At 39.0% G+C, this 20,079-nt stretch carries 17 protein-coding genes; 5 read left to right on the top strand and 12 right to left on the bottom strand.

The window, feature by feature from the left end; all coding sequences use genetic code 11:
- Both DSM106972_RS53920 and DSM106972_RS26995 read right to left on the bottom strand, forming a co-directional pair.
- Positions 1-230 (bottom strand): DUF4365 domain-containing protein (locus DSM106972_RS53920; protein WP_233787919.1); only part of this gene is annotated, 230 nt, incomplete at its 3' end.
- Positions 231-526: 296 nt separating this feature from the next.
- Complete coding sequence (locus DSM106972_RS26995; protein ID WP_127083577.1) at positions 527-3,379, bottom strand: DUF8741 domain-containing protein; 2,853 nt, start codon at positions 3,377-3,379, stop codon at positions 527-529.
- Between the two features lie 474 nt (positions 3,380-3,853).
- On the opposite strand from DSM106972_RS26995, the gene ago reads away from it, so the two are divergent.
- Together ago and DSM106972_RS26985 are read left to right on the top strand one after the other, a co-directional pair.
- Positions 3,854-6,172 (top strand): protein argonaute, encoded by a 2,319-nt coding sequence (gene ago, locus DSM106972_RS26990; protein ID WP_127083576.1) that lies wholly within the window; start codon positions 3,854-3,856, stop codon positions 6,170-6,172.
- The gene (locus DSM106972_RS26985) at positions 6,169-7,650 is read left to right on the top strand and encodes a hypothetical protein (protein ID WP_127083575.1); all 1,482 of its coding nucleotides are present in this window, start codon (positions 6,169-6,171) and stop codon (positions 7,648-7,650) included. Before ago ends, DSM106972_RS26985 begins: the two co-directional genes overlap by 4 nt.
- Positions 7,651-7,901: 251 nt before the next feature.
- Here the strand turns inward: DSM106972_RS26985 and DSM106972_RS26980 are convergent, their stop codons facing one another.
- The 4 genes from DSM106972_RS26980 to DSM106972_RS26965 all read right to left on the bottom strand — a co-directional run bounded on the left by DSM106972_RS26980 (position 7,902) and on the right by DSM106972_RS26965 (position 10,473).
- The gene (locus DSM106972_RS26980; protein ID WP_127083574.1) at positions 7,902-8,114 is read right to left on the bottom strand and encodes a hypothetical protein; all 213 of its coding nucleotides are present in this window, start codon (positions 8,112-8,114) and stop codon (positions 7,902-7,904) included.
- Positions 8,111-8,404: a type II toxin-antitoxin system RelE family toxin gene (locus DSM106972_RS26975; RefSeq protein WP_127083573.1), complete on the bottom strand. Its 294-nt coding sequence runs from the start codon at positions 8,402-8,404 to the stop codon at positions 8,111-8,113. Before DSM106972_RS26975 ends, DSM106972_RS26980 begins: the two co-directional genes overlap by 4 nt.
- A 178-nt stretch (positions 8,405-8,582) precedes the next feature.
- Positions 8,583-9,770 (bottom strand): Alr2735 family protein, encoded by a 1,188-nt coding sequence (locus DSM106972_RS26970; RefSeq protein ID WP_127083572.1) that lies wholly within the window; start codon positions 9,768-9,770, stop codon positions 8,583-8,585.
- Positions 9,771-9,876: 106 nt separating this feature from the next.
- Entirely contained in the window at positions 9,877-10,473 is a 597-nt protein-coding gene (locus DSM106972_RS26965) for a hypothetical protein (protein WP_127083571.1), read from the bottom strand.
- Between the two features lie 334 nt (positions 10,474-10,807).
- Here DSM106972_RS26965 and DSM106972_RS26960 point away from each other — a divergent pair, with 334 nt between their 5' ends.
- Positions 10,808-10,996, top strand: a complete 189-nt coding sequence (locus DSM106972_RS26960) for a ribbon-helix-helix domain-containing protein (RefSeq protein WP_233787551.1) — start codon at positions 10,808-10,810, stop codon at positions 10,994-10,996.
- A 608-nt stretch (positions 10,997-11,604) separates the two neighbouring features.
- Entirely contained in the window at positions 11,605-12,384 is a 780-nt protein-coding gene (locus tag DSM106972_RS26955; RefSeq protein WP_127083569.1) for a hypothetical protein, read from the top strand.
- Between the two features lie 344 nt (positions 12,385-12,728).
- Here the strand turns inward: DSM106972_RS26955 and DSM106972_RS26950 are convergent, their stop codons facing one another.
- The 3 genes from DSM106972_RS26950 to DSM106972_RS26940 form a co-directional block, all read right to left on the bottom strand.
- Positions 12,729-13,826, bottom strand: coding sequence for a hypothetical protein (locus DSM106972_RS26950; protein WP_127083568.1), 1,098 nt, complete (start codon positions 13,824-13,826; stop codon positions 12,729-12,731).
- An 88-nt stretch (positions 13,827-13,914) separates the two neighbouring features.
- Positions 13,915-14,721: a hypothetical protein gene (locus tag DSM106972_RS26945; protein WP_127083567.1), complete on the bottom strand. Its 807-nt coding sequence runs from the start codon at positions 14,719-14,721 to the stop codon at positions 13,915-13,917.
- A gap of 89 nt (positions 14,722-14,810) precedes the next feature.
- Positions 14,811-15,071: a hypothetical protein gene (locus tag DSM106972_RS26940; RefSeq protein ID WP_127083566.1), complete on the bottom strand. Its 261-nt coding sequence runs from the start codon at positions 15,069-15,071 to the stop codon at positions 14,811-14,813.
- Between the two features lie 170 nt (positions 15,072-15,241).
- On the opposite strand from DSM106972_RS26940, the gene DSM106972_RS26935 reads away from it, so the two are divergent.
- Positions 15,242-15,757 (top strand): helix-turn-helix domain-containing protein, encoded by a 516-nt coding sequence (locus DSM106972_RS26935; protein WP_233787553.1) that lies wholly within the window; start codon positions 15,242-15,244, stop codon positions 15,755-15,757.
- A gap of 856 nt (positions 15,758-16,613) precedes the next feature.
- Here the strand turns inward: DSM106972_RS26935 and DSM106972_RS26925 are convergent.
- The 3 genes from DSM106972_RS26925 to DSM106972_RS53915 form a co-directional block, all read right to left on the bottom strand.
- Positions 16,614-17,111 (bottom strand): hypothetical protein, encoded by a 498-nt coding sequence (locus DSM106972_RS26925; protein WP_127083565.1) that lies wholly within the window; start codon positions 17,109-17,111, stop codon positions 16,614-16,616.
- 255 nt (positions 17,112-17,366) lie between these two features.
- Positions 17,367-18,611: a hypothetical protein gene (locus DSM106972_RS26920; protein WP_233787918.1), complete on the bottom strand. Its 1,245-nt coding sequence runs from the start codon at positions 18,609-18,611 to the stop codon at positions 17,367-17,369.
- 307 nt (positions 18,612-18,918) lie between these two features.
- Positions 18,919-20,079: FtsK/SpoIIIE domain-containing protein (locus DSM106972_RS53915; protein ID WP_267901162.1), on the bottom strand; the 1,161-nt coding region annotated here is incomplete at its 5' end.

The following is a 20,079-nucleotide window of genomic DNA, read 5'->3' as shown; positions in this document are numbered from 1 at the left end:
ACTGTTTCATTATCTACTAACTTAATTAAAGAATTTGTTGCTTTTAACTGTACATATATTTGACCATTTTCAATCTCTCCGTTTTCATCATAAGTAAATATTTGCAAGTCATAACCATAATCATATTCAATACGCTCTACTGAATAACCACACAAAAATATATACTTTTCAACGAAATTAACACTCAAGTCAGCTATGATATGTTCTTTTGGTCTCTTTTTTCTTGGCATTGTTTAGTTAATTGTAATTTTAAAATAAATTAGTCTTTTCTGTCATCTTAAAAACGCGACTTCTCGATTTATTTAAAATTTTAGTAATGCTATTATTTATATTTATTTAAACAATATCTAACTCGCTATATTGAAAAACTACATATATTATCTAACCAAATTCAATACCTTGCAAGACTTAAAGTATTATTTGATACTCTAAATCGTAAAATAGATAATTTATGGTGGCTAAAATAATAATTATTGCTTAGTCCTCTTGAGCGAGGACTTTCGCCCCACCGCATGGGTTTTCAACCCTATGCTTTACGTTTTCCGGGTTGGAGAACAAAAATACCTAAAATATCCATTGGTAATTGGGGTTTGACTTGAATTGCTCCTTCTTTTGTTATGGTGCGAACTCGTTTGTGGCTTTGAGAAAGTTTTTGCGAACGTTCTGTTGCAAAAGCCTCTAAATCACTTTCTAATAGGTTGATGTCTTCGAGTAATTCGCTGATTTCATCCTGTTTTAAAGCTTTGGGAGTATCGGTTACTGGTTGGGCTTGTTTTAATAACTCGCTGGCTATTTTTGGTTCTAACCATTTTGGTTGAGACGGGGCGCCTGTAAACCCAATCACAGCGCATTCTTCCGCTAATATTGTTTGATTTTTAGTGCTTTTGAGTAAATGACGCAATCTGACTAATAATAATGTCGTGCGTTTCTCCACTGCGTCAGTAACTGTATATCCACACCTTGCAGCAATGGGGTTATCTTGATTTACCAAAGCATCTTCGAGAATATGCCGTGCTAATCCCTCTACTAATGGGTGGTTGCGTCCTATATATTCAACTCCAAGAGGCGCCGGATGGGCAAAGGTGAGTGATAACGGTTTTTCTCCCAGTGAAGATTGAAGGAAAGCAGGAATTGACGGTAACAGCCATTTACCCTTTTTCTTATCAATGAGAGAACAGTTTAGTTTCTCGCAAGCTGATTTGACGAACCTTTGAACATCTGCTTGCGAACCTAAAATTTGGTCAGAATCTATCAATTCTTGCTGAACTTCTTCTGGTCTAATGCTCCGTTGTGCAAATCGAGTCCGACTGATTTTTTCTCTCTCGACAGCTTTATCCCAACTGTTATGAACTAAGTCAATGGCAGATTCTTTATTGTCTAGCAAATCCAGCAACGACAATTGTACTGCGTCTTTTACTTTGTCGAACAGCGATTTAAACACCGCTTCGGAAACTGTAGTACTATCCATCGGCACGGGAACAGTTATCCCCAATGTCTTGTGAATCTGTACTGCTTTCCGTACCAATACATCCATTACGGCGCCGTCTACTGGATTATCTTGTCCGAGAAGTAAAAAAGTTTTTACCTTGTCTGCGGGTTGTCCATATCTATCTATCCGACCTTCACGCTGTTCCAGGCGATTTGGGTTCCAGGGTAAATCGTAGTGTAGGACTGCATTAAAGTGGGTTTGCAGGTTAACGCCTTCACTTAAACAATCAGTAGCAACTAGTACTCGTTGCGAATAAGTTTTTAATTCTTCCAAACGAATTTCCCGCTCGTCTTCCGACAGTTCCCCAGTAATGGCAATAACGCGAACTTCACCTTTTTTCTTCTCAAATTTTTGTTTCAAAGCTTCAGCAACATAATTAGCTGTGGCAATGTAACGACACCAGAGAATTGGATTATAACCATCTTTAAGTAAAGATTCAACGGTATCAATACAAGCTTGCAATTTAGAATCTTTCTTAAACAGCAGACCTTCGGCAGCTTTAACAAACTCCTTTAATTTACGCTTTTCCTTATCACCGTAGCTTTCCTGTCCCTGCTCTACAACTATTGTCGGCGCCGCGTCTACAACTTGTTCTTTATCTGCTGGGTCATAAACATAAGAACTCATCAGGTCTTCATCCATAACTGGCGAATCTTCCCCAATGCTCATTCCTGACTCTCGAATTCCCTTTTTACTCAAAGTTGTAATAGCTGCCGCAGGAGAAGACATAACGCAGCGAATTAACGCTAAAGCCGACCAATATCTACCGCGACGCTGGGCATAACTCATTTCACTGGTAGTATCTTTTACTAAGCCGCGAGCAAAGTTATAAACATCCTCGAATAAACTTTTATACTCCTTTGAGAGCTTATAAGCGACTTCCGTATATTCGCGTTCTGGGAAAGGTGTCTCATCCCCCAACCATAATTTCACATCCGCTCGGCGCCGTTGAATAAAGTGTTGCGCTAAAGTTTTGCGCTGCTCCTCACTCAGAGAATCTAACGATAACTGCTCAAACTCTGGTTTCAACAAACCTAACAACGATAAAAACGCCTCTTCAATACCACTGTGGGGAGTCGCAGTAAGTAAAATCAGGTTTCTATCAGGTTTTGCTGCAATATCTTGAATTAGTTGATGCCGTTGCTGCTGTGATGTACTTTTATTATTACCACTAGCACAGGTGTGAGCTTCATCCACAATTACCAAATCTGGGCAGTGGGTAATAAAACTAGCCTTTCTACGTTCAGCCTTTGCATAATCCAGACTAACTATAATATGACGGTAGTAACTAAATATATGCTCGTTGTTAGGTACTGCACGCTCTAACTTAGAAGCAGTCCCAGAGCGAATTACAACCGCATCAATATGAAACTTCTCCTTTATCTCCTGCTGCCATTGGTCACACAAATGCGGTGGACACAAAACAGCAATTCGCTTTACTTCACCACGGTCTAAAAATTCACGCGCGATTAACCCAGCTTCAATAGTCTTACCAATACCAACATCATCGGCAATTAATAAACGCAACGTATCTAAACGCAAAGCCATTAATAAAGGCACCACTTGATATGGACGAAGACTCAGCGACAACCTGGCGAAACAGCGAAAAGGTCCGGCGCCGCTTCGCAACAACAAACGCGAAGCATCCATCAAAAGCTGCGCCGCAGCATGGTCTTTAACTTGACTTGCCAAAGGTAGGGGAAACGCAGCTTCGCTAATCTCTTCCAGGTTCATTTCTAACAACTGTCGGAAAATCCCCGTAATTTCCTCCTCATTCCCAGACAAAGAGCGCAATCGCACCACATCTAAGTTTTCTGATGGCAAAACCACCCACTGTCGGTTGCGACAGCGCACAATAGAACCGGGTTGTATATCGAGGGTATCAGTCATGGGTACAACCATTAGCAGCACAAAGTGGCAGAAAAACTATAACGTCTCCTACCTTACTTTTAACTACAGTGAAATTACTTAAGTTTTTTCGGTTTTAACATACTTTTACAGAAACCGCTACGTTTTGGTAGCCAGTAGCGACATTTAGTGGCAACATTTGAAACTGGCGCCAAATTTAGCGAGTAGAAATACTAATTAATCTCAAGCTTTTCATAAGCCTTACAAATCGTCTTCGTAAAGCATGTCATTGGCGCAGGTGCCCTAAAAAACTTTATCAACAGATTAAGTACGGTAATCTCTACATATTTTGGTAGTACTTTTATACCGATTAAAAGCTAGAATCACTAAAATCTTCAGCCTATTGTAGAAAAATAATTTGACTAATTCTACACACAGTCTGAAGTTAATGTCTTTTCCCTAATGTCTACTAAAAGCCTAGGGGAAGGAGAGTTTTTTTCTTAGAGAAGACGATTTATGTCTATTTCCCTTAACGGTTTCAAAATTGAACTGTCGGCTCAAACTTTCAAAGCGTATGTGCAAGAGCTACCAAATAACCAGGAAATAAAGTCCATTCGAGAAGCATTAGGTTCAGAGTGGTTCTCTTACTGGCGAGAAGGCAAAGTGTACGGTATTCCCAATGTTACCACTGTCCAAACCCCTTTTGGTCAGCCCGAAGAGCTAGTCTGTAATGAGCATCTTCAGCTTTTAGCTAATCGGATAAGTGACTTACTGCCGAGTATCTTTAAAGCATATAAGCCTTTAAAGTATAAACCTTTTATTTTTTTAGCTCAAAAAGAAGAAAAAGAACTTGTTAGCGCAATTACTAACAAAATAAAGGGTTTACCTGAGATTATTTCGAGTTTCAAAATCTTCCCCAAATATATCCTTGAACCCAAGATTTTTGCGATTCATAATGATGAAGCTGGGCTTGGATTATTTCTTCGTCTTAAAACCAGTTGGCAAATTCAGGCATCTTTAACCTTACTTCAAAGTGAGGGTGTTGATCTTCAAAATTTATATGTGGTTCGTCGTTCCCGTGTACAAGGTCAACGGCGTTTAGTTGGACGCATTGACCGTCTTGTAAATGATGTAGTACATCTTTCAGAATCTTTCGATCAGATAGACTCTATCAATGAGGCAGAAGTGTTACTAGAGGGGTCTAAAGCTTCGTTTAGCCGTTGCCTAAAAACCATACTTGGTGGGCGATACGCAAATTTTGAGTCTGCTCGTACTGAACAGGAAAGTAAGTTGTTGATTGGTCCGGCTGTAGATACCACTCTTGACGAGATGCGAGCGTTTTTAGTGAGTAAATCTCCTTTAAATATTGCATCAGGTTTAGAGGGAATGATTGGCTCTCGCATTGAAGTTATTAATACTCAGGAATATCAGTCTGTCATTAGTGCTTCTTCAATTGAATACTGTTTTGATGCAGCGCGAACTAAAAGGCATCATTACCCTTGGGTTGGTATCGATAAATACGGGCCTTTTAGCCGTGAAAATTTTTCTAAAAAAACTCCAGAAATAATTGTCTTTTTTCCAGACACCGCACAGGGTGCAGTTGAGAAGTTTATTTGGGCACTCCATCATGGTATTAGCATTAAAGAAATTGATGAATATGGCTATGTAGAGAAAGAAACATCTAGGTACACTGGCGGATTTGCAAAAATTTTCGGTCTTGTGAATCCAAAATTTACATTGCAGCCAATTCCTTGGTTTCACAATACAAACAAACCTCCCGCCACTGTATACAAAGACGCAATTGAACAGGTGCTTGCTCATCGAGAGGTAATGCCTGATGCCGCAATTGTAGTACTTTTTGATACTCATGAACGACTGCCCGATAAGATGAATCCTTATCTTAATTCCAAAGCACTTCTACTGATGGCAGGTGTTCCAGTCCAAAATATTCTACTGTCAAAGATCAGCCAACCACATAAGGAACTGCAATACACCTTACAGAATCTTACCGTTGCGCTCTACGCCAAAATGAATGGAACGCCTTGGACGGTTGATCATGATCAAACTATTAGTGATGAACTTGTTATTGGTGTTGGAACATGTGAACTATCAGGAAGCCGTTTTACAAAACGGCAAAGATTTGTGGGTATCACTACAGTATTTCGAGCAGATGGAAACTATCTGCTAGGAAATCTCTCTAAAGAATGTACCTACGATGAATATCCAGAGGAATTGAGAAACTCTACCCTCTCAATTTTACAGGAAATCAAAAACCAAAATAATTGGCGACCGGGTGACACTATACGTTTAGTATTTCATGCTGCAAGAGCACTAAAGAACGTTGATATTGCAGAAATTATTGCTCAGTGTGTTGCTCAGGTTGGTGAGCATCAAAATATTGAATTTGCGTTTTTAACCATCTCACATGATCATCCGTTTACCGTACTGGACAAATCTCAACGAGGTATTGTAAAAAATAGTATACGCAAAGGTATTTACGCTCCAGAGAGAGGCACGATTGTGCAACTTGGGCGCTATACTCGTTTGCTTAGTACGAGTAGCCCAAGACTAATGAAGCGGCCAACGACACCCCTACCAACACCATTACTCATTCATCTTCACCCTCAATCAACTTACTATGACTTAACTTACCTTAGTGAACAAGTATTAAAATTTACCTCTTTATCTTGGAAATCACTATTTCCTGCCCCAGACCCAGTTACTATTTATTACTCCGATTTAATTGCGGGGCTACTTGCGCGTCTCAGTAATGTTCGCGGATGGTCACCTCAGATGCTTAATATCAAACTTCGTGCAAGTAAATGGTTTTTATGATCAATGCAGTCAAAAAAAGTTTCGGTTGCCAGCTAAATAGCCTTACGCTGTATTTAAAAGAAAATTATCATAGCGGATCACCAGAAAGTGGTTTTGCCAACTATGTTTTTCATCAGACTAATAGTTCGATGCCTTTTGAGACTGCTAATAATGTGAATATAAGTACAATAGATCAAAACCGCCTTAGTGAAGCTCCTACTCTTGCGGCAGTAGGTTATGCTCTAGTGTGTGGGAAACATTTTAATAATGATTTTCTGGAAATATGGGCAGATGGATTATTGAGGTTGTCTGGCAGGAATGCTTTTCCTTTACACCGTAACTCATTTTTTTATCGTCCTATTGAGTTGTTTGGCATTGCGCTGGGAACTAATCACTACTACAAAAATCAACCTGAAAAATTAGTATGGTTACAAGATATTTTTACTCAAGGAGAAAAACAATTAATTCATAGTGATTTCTGGACGTTTCTACTTAGTGCTTATGCTGCACATATTCTCTCAATAAATTGGAAACTAATAAGGCTACCCTTAGTTGATGAGATGGATGTTGATCAACTTGCATTAGTTAAATGGCTTCGCAGCGTTGCGCCGACTTTTGCCAGTAAATTCGGGGTAGTTGAACTAGAGCCGTCAATTGATAAAGCATTACTTGAATATAGTCTTGAATATCCTATTCCTACAAATGATAGCGCTCGCGTAGCTCTTCTTCACTTTGCTATAAAAAAGACTATTATTCAGATTATTCAATCAAACAAAGATGATATTGAGCAAATTTGTAGTAATCCTCAACAAGCAATTGAATGGCTTCATATTACTTGCGATAAAATTCATGTTGTCACCCAGCATCTTCAATCCTGCTTTCAGAAATCTATTAGTGAGTTACCTAAGATACGCTCTATGCAAATACTTTTACAAGTATTGTCTACACTGCGTGATGATATCTGTATTATAGATACTGAAATTTCTGAACAAATCAGGATGCACTCTAGCTTGTACATAAGCAATAATCACGGTAATATATTTACAGGAGATATTTTAAATATGACACAAAATCAAGAATCTATTACTAATCAAACAAAAATCAACACCTCAAATTCAACTATTGGCTTTATTAATAGTGGAAGTGGTACAGTTTGTAATTTTTCTCAGCATATAGGACAAAATATTGATGAAGTTACTAAACTTATCACTTCTCTTCGTGAAATCGCTAAACAATTTCCAGACACTCAACGGGAAGAGGCTTTAGTATACTTGGATGATCTACAAGAAGATATTAGTACTCCTGAAAAACAGAAACCCGAGAGGATAAAAATTCGTTTGACTAGATTGCTGGCGATTGGTGGAACAATAGCTGGTATTGTTGCTGGTGCTACTGATTTTAGCAATAATGTGTTAGAGCTTTCTCAGAAATTAAATGTCCCAATCGAGTTAAATCACCACTCAATCCCAAAAATACCTCCCTCAACGTCCCAACCTTAAAACACTTGTACTTTAGGTTTTAAAAACCAAGATGCCTAATACATAAGGTAGCGGTGCGCGTTCCTCATCGCTGCTAAAACAAACTCTCAATATCTGTGAAAGTAAGCAATTTTGGCTCGGCGCCGCTCGCATAACAGCTTACAACTAAGCGCGGCTTAGAAGTAATTGTAGAATGAAAAATAACAGATGGACTGCGCTGATCTTCACAAATAAATCATTCTTGATTTAACATCTCTCTAACTTTGCTAATATTATACCGCTTTGTCTATGCATGAACGCTCCGCAAGAAATGCCATCAGTTCTTGATTTTGAGCCGAATAAGCAACCTCATGTGCAAAATCATCTACCTCTGATATCACAAATTCTCGTCCTAATGGTGTTCTAATAATTATTGTTTCATCACCTGCTAGTGACAATATTTCTGTTAAATTAGTATTTGTCGTTGAAAGGTCAATTGTCCTCATAGCTTAGACTCCTTGCCACGGATAAATAGTTGGTTATGCTCTTGACAACCAACTGCTTTGATTATAACTAAATTATCCTCCACATTCACATCATAGAACACACGGTATTTATCAACCCGTAGTTCCCAAGCTGATATATCATTGGAACGAAGTGGTTTTCTGTTTTTTGTAACATTTAACGGTTCTTGTGTTAATTGCTCCTCTAAGCTGTCTAAAATTAGATTTTGTTCAGTCTTTTTTAAATAGCGCAAATCCCCTATCGCGCTTTCGGTAAAGTCAAGCTCGAACATCGTTTACTTCCACTTTAGCAGTCTAAATTTTACTCTAACCAGTTGCGGGTAAATTCATTTACCAACATTACTGACAGCAAGTGCAACTTATATTGCGTAAATATCGTACATTATGTTGTTTCATGCGTTGTTTATACCAAGAAAGACGATTAACTTTATAGCTGTTGAGTGTCGAAGCTCAAACTGTCATAGAGTTAATTCGCTCTTGTTCAGAGAGCCAACTAACTACGCTCGACTTGCTAACGTTTACAGGTCTATCCTCACCTTCAATAAATATTTGGAATGACCCTGTTTCTAGCTCGTAGTAATCTAAAATCAAGTTTGATTCTCTTGCCTTGTTCAAGGCTTTTACTTGTTGAGGCAGTAATTCCTCAATTCGAGATTTTTCTGGTTCGCTTAATAGTTCCCAAGCTGTATCTTTAACTGACTGATGGCGATATAATGCGCTTCTAATTTGGTAATAACTTGTAGCTGATTCTAATTTTTCAATCAGTACCAATGTTTCTTGCTCTTCAGCAGACGGCGCCACAGTAACATTCTCAGTAAGGGTATTATCCTCTTGATGGTTAGAGTGGTTTGAAACGGATTCAACTTCAGGGGTAATGATTTGTTCTGGCTCTACAACACTTGAGTCTTCTTGTATCGCTTCAGATATCTCTGCTGCTAATATCTCTGAACTAGGAGATGTTTCTGCCTCTGGAACAACTATCGACTCCGAAGCTTCATTTTGAGACTCCTCTAGGGTCTGCGTAATTTTAGCATAATAGTCTGCAACTGCTTCTCTTAGTATACTTTGAGGAATCATTCCATATTCATCTATTAAACGCTGCGTTAGTACTCCAGTTCTTTCGTCATTCTCCCATACTGGAGGGAATTGGCAATATCTTGCTCCAGAAGAAGGCGCCCTCCTCCAGATATTTGGTTTTTCTTCCTTTTTTGGTTTGAGTTCCTCTTCTTTTTGTGCATTGATTAGTGCTTTTCTCTCTTCAATCAGATTAAGCACAATTTCACATGTTAATCCACCTGGAGGATAGTTTGTAATTAAATCAATAATTGGTCTATATTCCTTAGAACACAGCTTTAAAAGGATGGTTACTGGTATCGGCGCCAGTTGTTGTGGGCAATTTACAAAATCTTGAAAGTATTGACCAATTTTGAGCGCGCGTTTCTCTTCATCACTGCCTTTATTCCAGCCACAAATCTCTAGCTGAATTTTATAATCACGCTTACTGTAGTTGATTTTGTACTCGTATAGCAAGAAAGCAGTATGCAGGTATTCAAGAGTACTGGTTTCTATGTGCGTGGTAGGATTTGGGTTTAATTGATGCTGTTGCGCGTAAGTAGCGGATGCAAAAGTAGTAGTCATGCTAAGATACCTCTGGTTTTTATTATTTTTGTGGTCTTGATAGACCCCGTTTCTTGGTCTAAAAAGACTCTTTCTTTATCGGCGCCAACCTGAATAATGCAATAATTCAAGCTGCTTTGGAGTTCCAATTGTTTGATTGGTGCTGGGTTTTTGAAATTGCAGCAAGCGCGTAACCCAAGGTGTGTTTGTGGATGCGGGGCATTTTGCTGAAAGTAATATCTTGACCCCACTTTTGCACAGACCTGGCGCCGACGTGCAAGACTTGTGTAAGGGTTCTGATACAGGTTGCGTGAAACCCAGTATGAGATATGGTTTGTACTCTTTGCTGTTCGGTCAAGCCATCAAGCAGAATCTTCTCTAAAAAAGTTTGAGGTTCTATGATTGGTGGTACATATTCACCATTCAAAATTGTTTCGACTATTTTTGAATTAATTTGTGCCGACTGTATGTAAGCAAGTCCAATTTTGCAGTAATTAGGCATTCCATCAAAATTCAGGTCAGTTCCCCATTTGCGAACCGTTGCCTTCTCTATGTTAAATACGTGACTCAATACAATGATGCATTTTTTGCGGTACTGGGAGTCCGTTTCTTCTTCTAAGAGACTTTCGGCGCCGAGAGAGGCAATACCAAAGCAATGGCGTAGAAACTGTCGAGGTTCTAAACCCTGAGTTGGGAGGATTTTAAGCGAGTTGTAGTTGTTCATGGCTATTATTCCTACTTGTCAAGGATTGGCTTGATGTTTAGCTATCGGAGGTTAAAAAACTCGGTGCCTTCACAGAAAGCTATTCCATTTTTTTGGCGTGGAAACTTTTCGACTTCTAAGCCTTGTTTGGGTAGGAATTTCAGGATTACGCAGTAAATCATTTTTAGCTTGTTTCGCTCCAAATAAGTTGTTGTTTTCTTTCACACGTTGTAATCGATTCAAACATCTACATCTATTATACTACTATTTTACAGCTAAATAGCATCATTATAGCAACAGCGACTAAATTGAATCAAAGATACGATGAAACATGAAAATTAGAGAAAAACCTGTTGTGACTAAGAGAGTAAGCATTTCTATTCCCGATTTGACACATGAGAAATTACAGAGATGGGCTGATATTGAAGGCACGAGCCTAGCAGACCTAGCAGCTTATCTGTTGCGTAGAGAGGTTGAAATAGCTGAAAAAGAAGGAAAACTCAAGTATCCAGATGAAAATATAAACCATAGCTCGCAGCCTTAGTACTTTTGAATTTAAGAATATTTTTGTTAAGAGTTTCCATTTGATTACCACCATAATTCCCACCCTCACAATTCAAATCAGTTTTGGTGTTGCTTGTCTATGTCTTGCTGGAAGGCGAGGCGGTTTCTGGAAAGCTATTCCATTTTTTTGGCGTAGAAACTTCTCAACCTCTAAGCCTTATTTGGGTAGGAATTTCAGGATGGTTAAACCAGCCAAGGTAGTAAAGGAATATGTTAGCCATCGATTAAGCAAGCAATAAACGGTTAATACAAGCGTAAAAATCAAAGTCGTAAATTAAACATATGTATACCTACAACAGTGTTTCTAAGTTGATTCGATTGAATTTGACCTAGGTTATCAGTTGGCACCTTTAGGTAAAGTTTACCGATTCATACAGTTAATAATGCATTAAGTTTACATTTATTTATATTTAGTGCATTATTAAGCAAGTTTAATGCATTATTAACTCAATATTAATTGATGTTTAGTGATGCATTAATTTGCATTGGTGGTTGAATTTTGAGATAAAACTTAATTTGATGAACTACAAAACCTATTATTTAGGTAAACTGAAGTGAGACATCGATAAGAAGCAAGCTCGAAAACCTGTGACAAATAAGCGTGAACGCTTTCCTGAAGGGGATACTGACCGAGTATCTTTTACCCTGACCAAGAGTGTGCGACAACGAATAGACAAGTTGTTGCCGATACTAGGTAGTTCTCTGTCAAAAACATTAAGGTACGTAATTGATTTAGGCTTAGATGTGTTTGACCTGGCTCAGAAAAGTGGAAATTTAATTCCGAAAGCAGGAAGCTTGGATAAGATGTTTTCTACCTATACAACTCTTGGGGTAGAATTTGTTTTTGCTTGTGAATCCTTGGGTTTATCAGTCCCAGAAGCAGGTTGTGTAGGTATTTGGTTCGTAGATAATTTATATCCAGGATTAGATAATGTTGAAGGAATCCAGAGAGATACAAATTTCCAAGCATCTCGAATCTTTCGCTTAAGTAGAGAAATCCAGAAGCTTTTTTACCAAGAGCTTAATTTGATATCGGAAGAAGAATTTACAGTATTTTTAAGGGATTTGCACTCTACAACTGTAATTGGGCAAGAACTTGTAGCAACTTGTCAAGCGCTTGGTTTGCAACCTCCAGAGAAAGGAAAACTTATTGAGTGGTTGCAGGATAGGGTGAAGAAGAGAGAAGCATCAAATTTTATAGCATTGGATTCAGCTTCAGGAAATTTACAGCCATTTTTAGATTATTTATTTACGCTTTCGGCGCCACCAACTGAAGATGAGGAACACAAAATTGCTGATCAGTTTGGTCTAGAACCAGCGCATCTTAAACGGCTGATATCTCGCATGAAGTTTGACGACGGAAATTGAAATTAAGAGACTCTTAAAGCTATATGCGGTAGTGGTTATAGCCATTAAAATGATTGAAAATTATCCAAATAAGTAAGTAGGTACAATTAAAGTCAACTGTGTAAACTTATGTAAAGCGCTATAAAGGCTTGAAATGTAAGCTTTTTAGCGATTTTGATTTCTGAATCTAGTTGTGTTTTTTTATGCCCACTTACTTATAGCGCTAAAAGCTTTTACACTCGTCTTGGTTTTGTGGTAGAAAAGGAACAAGAAATATTTGGGTTTGTTTACGGTTATGTAATGGTGCTGCAACCATCAGCTCAATAAAATTCTGACTTGAAGGCGCCTGTAGCATTATCCGCACTTTAAATTTGAACTTGTAAATACTCCCACCAACTCAAAATACTGATGCCTGTATCGACCAACCACAAACCCGAAGGCGCCTTGGATAAGTCTCTAATTTCCCGTTTAGATGCTGCGCGCTTCAATTCATTAAGCTGCTCATCACTTGGTTGAGGGTGGCAAGCCACTGGTTTACCCCAAGATTCAGGCTTCAAGCCTTCCTTACAAGCCTTGGAAAATACAGCTTCTGGACAATCTACTTTTGTCCAAGTACGTAATGCTTCTTTCAGATAAGCAATGGCGCCTGGTACGTTATGCGGGTGTTTTTTGATGGTAGCTTGAACTTGAGGATTAATTTTAAAGGCAGGCGTACACGGAATTTCCCGTAATTGAATCGTTACATTTCTTAATTCTTCGTTTGTCATTTTTTCTATGTCTTCTGTCGTTTTATCGTGTTTAGGGGCGCCGCCCGCCAGTTTGCCGGAAAAGAAACTTGCCCTGGCAACTGGCTCGGAATTGTTGCCTTCATTATGATCTTCATTGTTAGTAGCATCGGGGGTTAATTTAAGGGCGGAGTAAGGAACTGGGGGTTCCTTGACAACAGCGCTATCTATTTCTCTTTGAACTGCCTGTTTTTCCTCTTTAACTACTTTTTTGGGTTCAGCAGCAGTGTGTTCCTGTGGGGAGTACTCTCTTGAAGAGTAGTCTTTGATATCATCTGCTTGTTTTGGGCACTTTGAATCTTCAGTTTTGATCGTTTCGATTTGCTGATTCTGACAAATGCTATTCCACAAGGCTTCTACGTTTTTGGTATTAATCGTATACCAATTTGCTTGATACCAAGTATGGCGGCTGTGTCTTTCAACATCAATTAACTTAAACTTGTCTCTCAGGTTATTAATCGTGCGTCTAATTGTGGACATAGAGAAAAAGGGCAGCGTCGCGTGCCAATCGTTAAGGGTTTTCCAAAACCAATATCTACCATCTTCTTTGCGATGCTTGGATATTCCACACAAGTAATGAATTTGCTGAAGTATTAAAGCTTCTTCAAAACCGATTTCTGTTGCTAATAAAGGAGGAAGTAACAAAGGTGATTCTGGAGTGATAAGTTTGGTTGCCATACATTAAAGAGGTTGTGAGTTATTTGTAATTAGCCTCGTTGCTTTATCAGCCAACAACGAGGTTCTATAAAGTTATGGGCACCACATTTTATGGCTCAAAATCCTCAAATTTTAAAAGCGCCTTCTGTTTAGCGGCTTCTAACTGTTCAAATTCTTCCTGGGATATTTCCCCGATGGCTGAGATAATCTCTTGGTGCAAGCGCGCTTTGATTTCAAGGGAGGTAATAATTTTTTCTTCCACTGGCTCAGTTGTACCTTGGTCAGAGGGGCGGAAGTTGCGGCGCCGGTAAAGAAATCTGAAATGTCGTTTATCTTGTGGGGACTGACTGTTCCAAACTTCGATGTTCCAACCAGGGGGCATTGTGTTGTTTTTAGGTGGTGGTAGTAAGTTTTGAATCTGGGCTTGAAGTAACTCTACTGTTTGTTGCAACTTGGGTATTAACTCGATTAAATCTGCCTGCTGTTGAGTTAAGGCGCCTGCGCTCTTAGGCATGTAACCCGTTTGAGTCCAGATAAAAGCTTTCATCCCTCCCCTTGCTATTGTTCGGTAATTGGTTACTGCAATTTGTTTACCTTTATACTTCCGCGCCTCTAGTGCGTAATATTCAAGAACCGCGTGGCAAACATCGTCAACTATGAACAAGCTATTTTTGTTGTCGTCCACGATGAGCCTCTGTTCCTTGCCTGCGAAGGGTTTTAAGGCAGCGGCAAGGTTGTTCACGATGGTGTCAGAATCGCGAACTCGATTTAAAAGTTCTGTAATTACATGCTGCTCTGTCCCACACAATACTGATAAAGCTGTAACATTCATTCCACTTGCACCATCGCGCCCAGTATAGAAATTTGACTCAGAACGCGCGCTTGATAGTTCTAATCCATGTTCATCGTTATTCATATGCAATCAATGAGTGAAAGGGTTTTCATTCATACTCTTGTAAACCCAACTAGTAAATGCTTCCTTAGCCTACTAGTTGGGTTAAACATTTAAATCAGCAAGCCAGATTTTGAAATAATTTCTTGCTGCGCTTGTTCTGCTGTATCAAAACGCTGCGACGAAGTAGAGAGTGAAGGTTGGGCTATCCAATTACCTAAGCGGTCTTGATAAAAAGTGCCCAGTAGGTTCCAACCCTTCCATAGACGGTACAGGGTGCCGAAGTCTCTATCTTCCACACCATCTATCTCGTAGTCGTCTAATATCTGAATGGAAGGTACGACGACTTGATGCTCAACCAGGATTTGAGTCATAATAAAGGTCTCCATTTATATGGTTATGAGAGGCGCCACAGTTTTCCAGGCTAGGGGCGCCTTCTCTATAATCATTATGTGTTAACTTGTTAAAGCAGTCAAGTTAATTTTAGCGTTTATCGTGAACTTGTTCATGCTAAAGTAGACTAAACACCATTAAAAAGTTAACAATGATAGTGGAAACCATCAGCATTCATGATTTACCGTTTGTCATGCTCATTGACCGGAAGAAGCTACCGTCAAGCCCCTGTATTTATCTGGTCTTGGATAAGTCAGGTCGGGTTTTGTACGTTGGGCGCTCTATAAACGCTTCGCAACAACGGGAGTCTGATCAAAAATACAACGCGCTAAAGAACCTGGAAGGTGTCAAAATTTCTTACCTAGAGGTAGAAGAATCACTTTTATACTCTGTAGAAAAAGCTTTGCTTGCATACTTTAAGCCGCCACTAAACGAAACGGATAAGCATACACCTAGAGGGATTGAGGCTTTACGTCGTCAAAAAGGTCTTACCCAATCTCAAGTAGCCAAAGCGTTAGGAATCGATGTTTCAACTGTTCGTAATTGGGAAAAAAGTCGAGATGGAACTAAAATGTTTATGCGTGTTGCCGACCTTTGTGAATTGTTTAACTGCAATCCAAGAGACCTTTACGAACCTATAGAAGTTTCTAAAAATGCTGAATCATGATTCAAAGAAGAAGATTTTATAACTTGATGTAAAGTGATATTATTTATCGGCAGGTTGCAGAGTAATAGAGATTATTTGAATACTTAATAACGTAATAATGCGAATTAGACAGGTTAGAGAGATTAAATTTGATGGTTTAGGCAATCGAATCAAGGAAGCTCGCCTAAATTGCAGAAAGTCTTTGGAGCAAATATGTGATGAAGTTGGCTTTTCACGTACCTATTGGTATGACCTTGAGAAAGAAACTCGAGGGAGGCGCCATTTCAATTGAAAATCTTCGCGTCTCTCGAAGAAGTATTAGGTGTTGATTTCGGAGTACAGTTTGATGATTAACAAAGCGTGCCATATTAATTATTTAGTTAAACCTTAACCTATGCTGATTCTCTCTCAATTGAATATGGTAGAAGAACCTTTGCTTAGTTGAGATTGGCGGCGACCGATTCTTGAATATATAGCTGGCGTTTAGAAGTTGTCACAAAAACGGACAACCTATTCTTATTAATAAGGACTTTGGTGCTACCGACCTCCTAACACAAACAGTTGAATGCATGTTCGCTCCTTGGATACAGACTGGAAATAATTCCTAATTAACATATTGTTGCCAAACCTTGTACAAATTTGGCAACGGAGCGTTGTCAAAAGTTAGCGAGTAGCCGCAATGTACTACTTTCGTGACTTTAGGCGCCTTCTTTAAGTTCTATTTTCTTCTTCGTAAGTAATACGCTTGTGGAAAATTTTCCATAAGCGTGTTTTAGTAACGAAAAGTGCATTTGTATTTATCTAATAACAGGTATTGGTATTAGTGCCGAATCCCAATAAAAGCGCCAGGGCTTTTCATTAATGTCCGCGTGCCAACTTACTCTACATGCTTAAACTGTTGCTCAACGTAATGAGCGTAAATTTGCTTTGTGAACAAAAACTCCACTAAACCATCAAGTCCACGTTGGCGATATGCAGCCGCATGTCCTTTGATTTCGCGATTTCGGCAGAAATCTCGAAGTTTACGAACACCCAACGCTTTCAAGTTTTGGCGCCTGATATCGATGTCCGATAACTCTGTTTGAATTGTATACTCATCAATCGTAGTTGCCATATCGGCAAGTAAGTTTTCGACAGTATGGTCATTTTCAGCTTTTTGGTAAGTATTATCTTTATCACTTTGAGCTTGGACAATACTATCGGTAAACTCTTCATTCACCACATGTAAATTGTCTTCAACAGCAACATCGACTAAGAAAACCTCACACATTAGCCAAAAAATTACTACAAACAGAACAACCGGAAATAAAATATCGTTGATAGCTTGAACTGAAGCAGAAGTTTCAAACGCAGAAAAATCAAGCAGACTAAACATAATAGCTCCTCCATTATTATTGATGGGTGACTGTAAATAATCCACCCAGTAGCGGGGGAAATTTCCCCGTGCTGAATGAACTATTTACAAACCAATAACAAGCAGAAGGAATATTGGCACTACCACGAAGCAGCAGATAAACCAAATTGCATTATTTGAGGTTGTTTTAAAGGAATGTGTAGTTCAAGATAACTCTTTACCTCTGATATTCAACTCTTGGTAGATGCGCGTAAATACGTGCGAGAAAAACTCGATTCATATTCCAACCTTAGTTCTATTAGCTTTCAACCACCCAATAAAGGTAACTAAATTGTAGTTATGCTTTAACTCTACAGGAACAATTGATTCGTAAGAATACAGCGGAACACCATCGAAACGAAAACGGTAAGTACGAGTAATCTTACTGTTTAAACGCGGACAATAATTAGTCCGAATACTAATACCCTCGTCTCCAATCTCAATAGTAGCAATATCCTTTAACTGTTTTGCAAAGTCATCAATTTTAGCAGAGTAATCAAACTCAACTACCGCACGTACTGCAAAATATTGGATGTAAGAAGATAAGCGAGCATGTTCACCTAACTCTAAAAGCTTGTCTGAATCGTTTGAGTCTTCAAGAAGAATTCCTGCCCACGAAAAATGAAATCTACGTAAGGTATGATTGTCCCACAAAGTTAAAGTACCATCATCGTTCTTACTCAAATATGCTCTATTTGGCTCAATGTCTTGATTCAAACGCTGTAGTATTTCTTCCCGCTCGTATGGAAAATAAGCTCGCTGATTGTTTTTATCAGGTTGCCAATCAGGACAGGCACAACTTTCATCCCAGCCAAAAGGGTGGTAACCGCAGACTACTTTGTCGGCGCCGTGAAAATTACGACATCCAGCACACTTTTCAATGTCAGCCCTAAAATCAGCTTTAAACTGTAATTGAGGACGATGGAAATCAATAAAATCACGAGTTGCATCGCGAGGTCTTGAAAGGGTTGAAGAAAAAGCTTTACCTATAAGCTTATCTTGGTCACAATCAGTGTCAAATATTTCCATTAACAGGTCAATATCGAACGAACCCAACTCATCGTAGATAACAAGTTTTCTGTTTAGTTCATCTTCTATTCTCCCGACAATTAACTTACCATCAAGCGCGCGACAACCATTAAGGTTCATCAACTGATATAAATAAAGAGAATCACTTGACTCTTGTTGCACACTATCACTTGGTTTAAATACCAGACGATTATTACCAAAAGTTTGAGATTCCTCCTCATCCTTATCAACAGCATCTAAGAGGTTTGCAGCACTAGCGGCAGCTACAACGGCGCCAGCAAATCCAACTCCACCGTATAAGCATAGACCCATACCAAAAGTAGTTAGGCTTTCTGCACGTTCTTCTGGAATTATTTCAACTCCGCCTTTTGTAATTAAGCGAAGTCCTAAACCAGTAAAAGTTGAAACGGCGCCGATAGCAATTGTAGCTAGAGAAATAAATCCCAGTGCCACATTAACAGTCTCAAATTACTTGACCACAAACTTTTATCAACATGGTTTATCCCTCTTTAAATACAGGTTTACAAGAACAAAAATTACTCTTGCCCCGGCATCTTTGAATTGGGATTTGGAGAGAACCAATTAGCCTACACCTTACTCTGTTAAAGCTTCCAGAATTTTAAAATTATCCTGTACTAGTTAATTTTCAGTATCGGTCAACTGTTTCATCCCCAATTGTGATAGTAAGAATCGAAACTTACTTTATTGCCTAAAACAATAATCCACCAACTGGAGTATCACTTCAATCAAGCATAGTAGCTTAATTATCATCGTCATCCTCTGCCTCTACACTTACGATAAAGTTGTATACAATATCACGCACTCGTTTATATCTTCTTCCATCCGCGCGCGATAACTTAAATATTTCCTGAATTATTTGATGCAACTCGTAACCTCTACTATGTAGAGAAATAATTTGAGACTTGGTTAAATCATCAAGATAAACATTTAAAGAATCTGCTTCAGTATGACTAATCAACGATTGAGTAATAGCTTTATTTAACCGACTACGTATTTGCCCATTACTGGCGCCACTATTACTGTTTATTGAAACACCAAAACTAGAAAAATCTAACCCAGAATTCCAACAAGGAGTATCAGTATGGGCAGTCATACAGGTATCAAGTAGTGCCTGGAAGTCAGCTTTGGCGCCTAAATACAAACCTTGGAGACGCATAACCCCTTTGGGAGATTTGTAAAGCATATCCCCACCTCCTAACAAGCTAGCTGCACGGTCATCATCAGGATTGCCCAAAATAATGCCGCTATCTTCAGGACGGGATACCATAAAAGCTATCTTACCCGAACAGTTTGACCGAATCAGTGGTTTGATTACATCCTTATCGGGACGCTGGGTAAAAAGGAAAATATTAATTCCTGCTGCACCCGCTTTTGCTAGCAATTTCATTAAAGCCATTTCCATAGGGTCTTTGTAAGTCGTATCCGACAGCAAGTCAAAACATTCGTCAGTGACAGAAACAATTCGAGGTATAGGACAATTAGAAAATAACTGGTTGTATTCGTTAATGTTTTCAACTCCCACCCGTTTAAATTCTTGGTAGCGAAGTTCCTGCTCTGCCACGAGGTAATTGAAAATTTGTAGCGTGCTAGCCGCATCTTCGGCAACAGGCGCCACTAAATGAGGAAGTCCATTAAAGCAAGTAAGCGAAACTAGCTTTACATCGCTGAGGGCTAGTTTGACTAAACTTGGGGGATAGCGCAGCGCTAGATATAAAACCATTGCCTTTTCGTACTGACTCTTACCGGCGCCTGTCATCCCTCCGCCTAAACTGTGGTAAACATTCGAGTCGCACAAAGAGATTTCAATATACTTACCGTTAACATCAACCCCACCAGGGATAACTATCCGGCTAATATCAATCTCACTTGTTAAGTCTACATAGTCAGCAAAAGAAGCTAC

This window comes from Dulcicalothrix desertica PCC 7102 (assembly GCF_003991905.1).
GTDB classification, from domain to species: Bacteria; Cyanobacteriota; Cyanobacteriia; order Cyanobacteriales; family Nostocaceae; genus Dulcicalothrix; species Dulcicalothrix desertica.
This window is presented reverse-complemented; position numbering and strand designations above follow the sequence as displayed.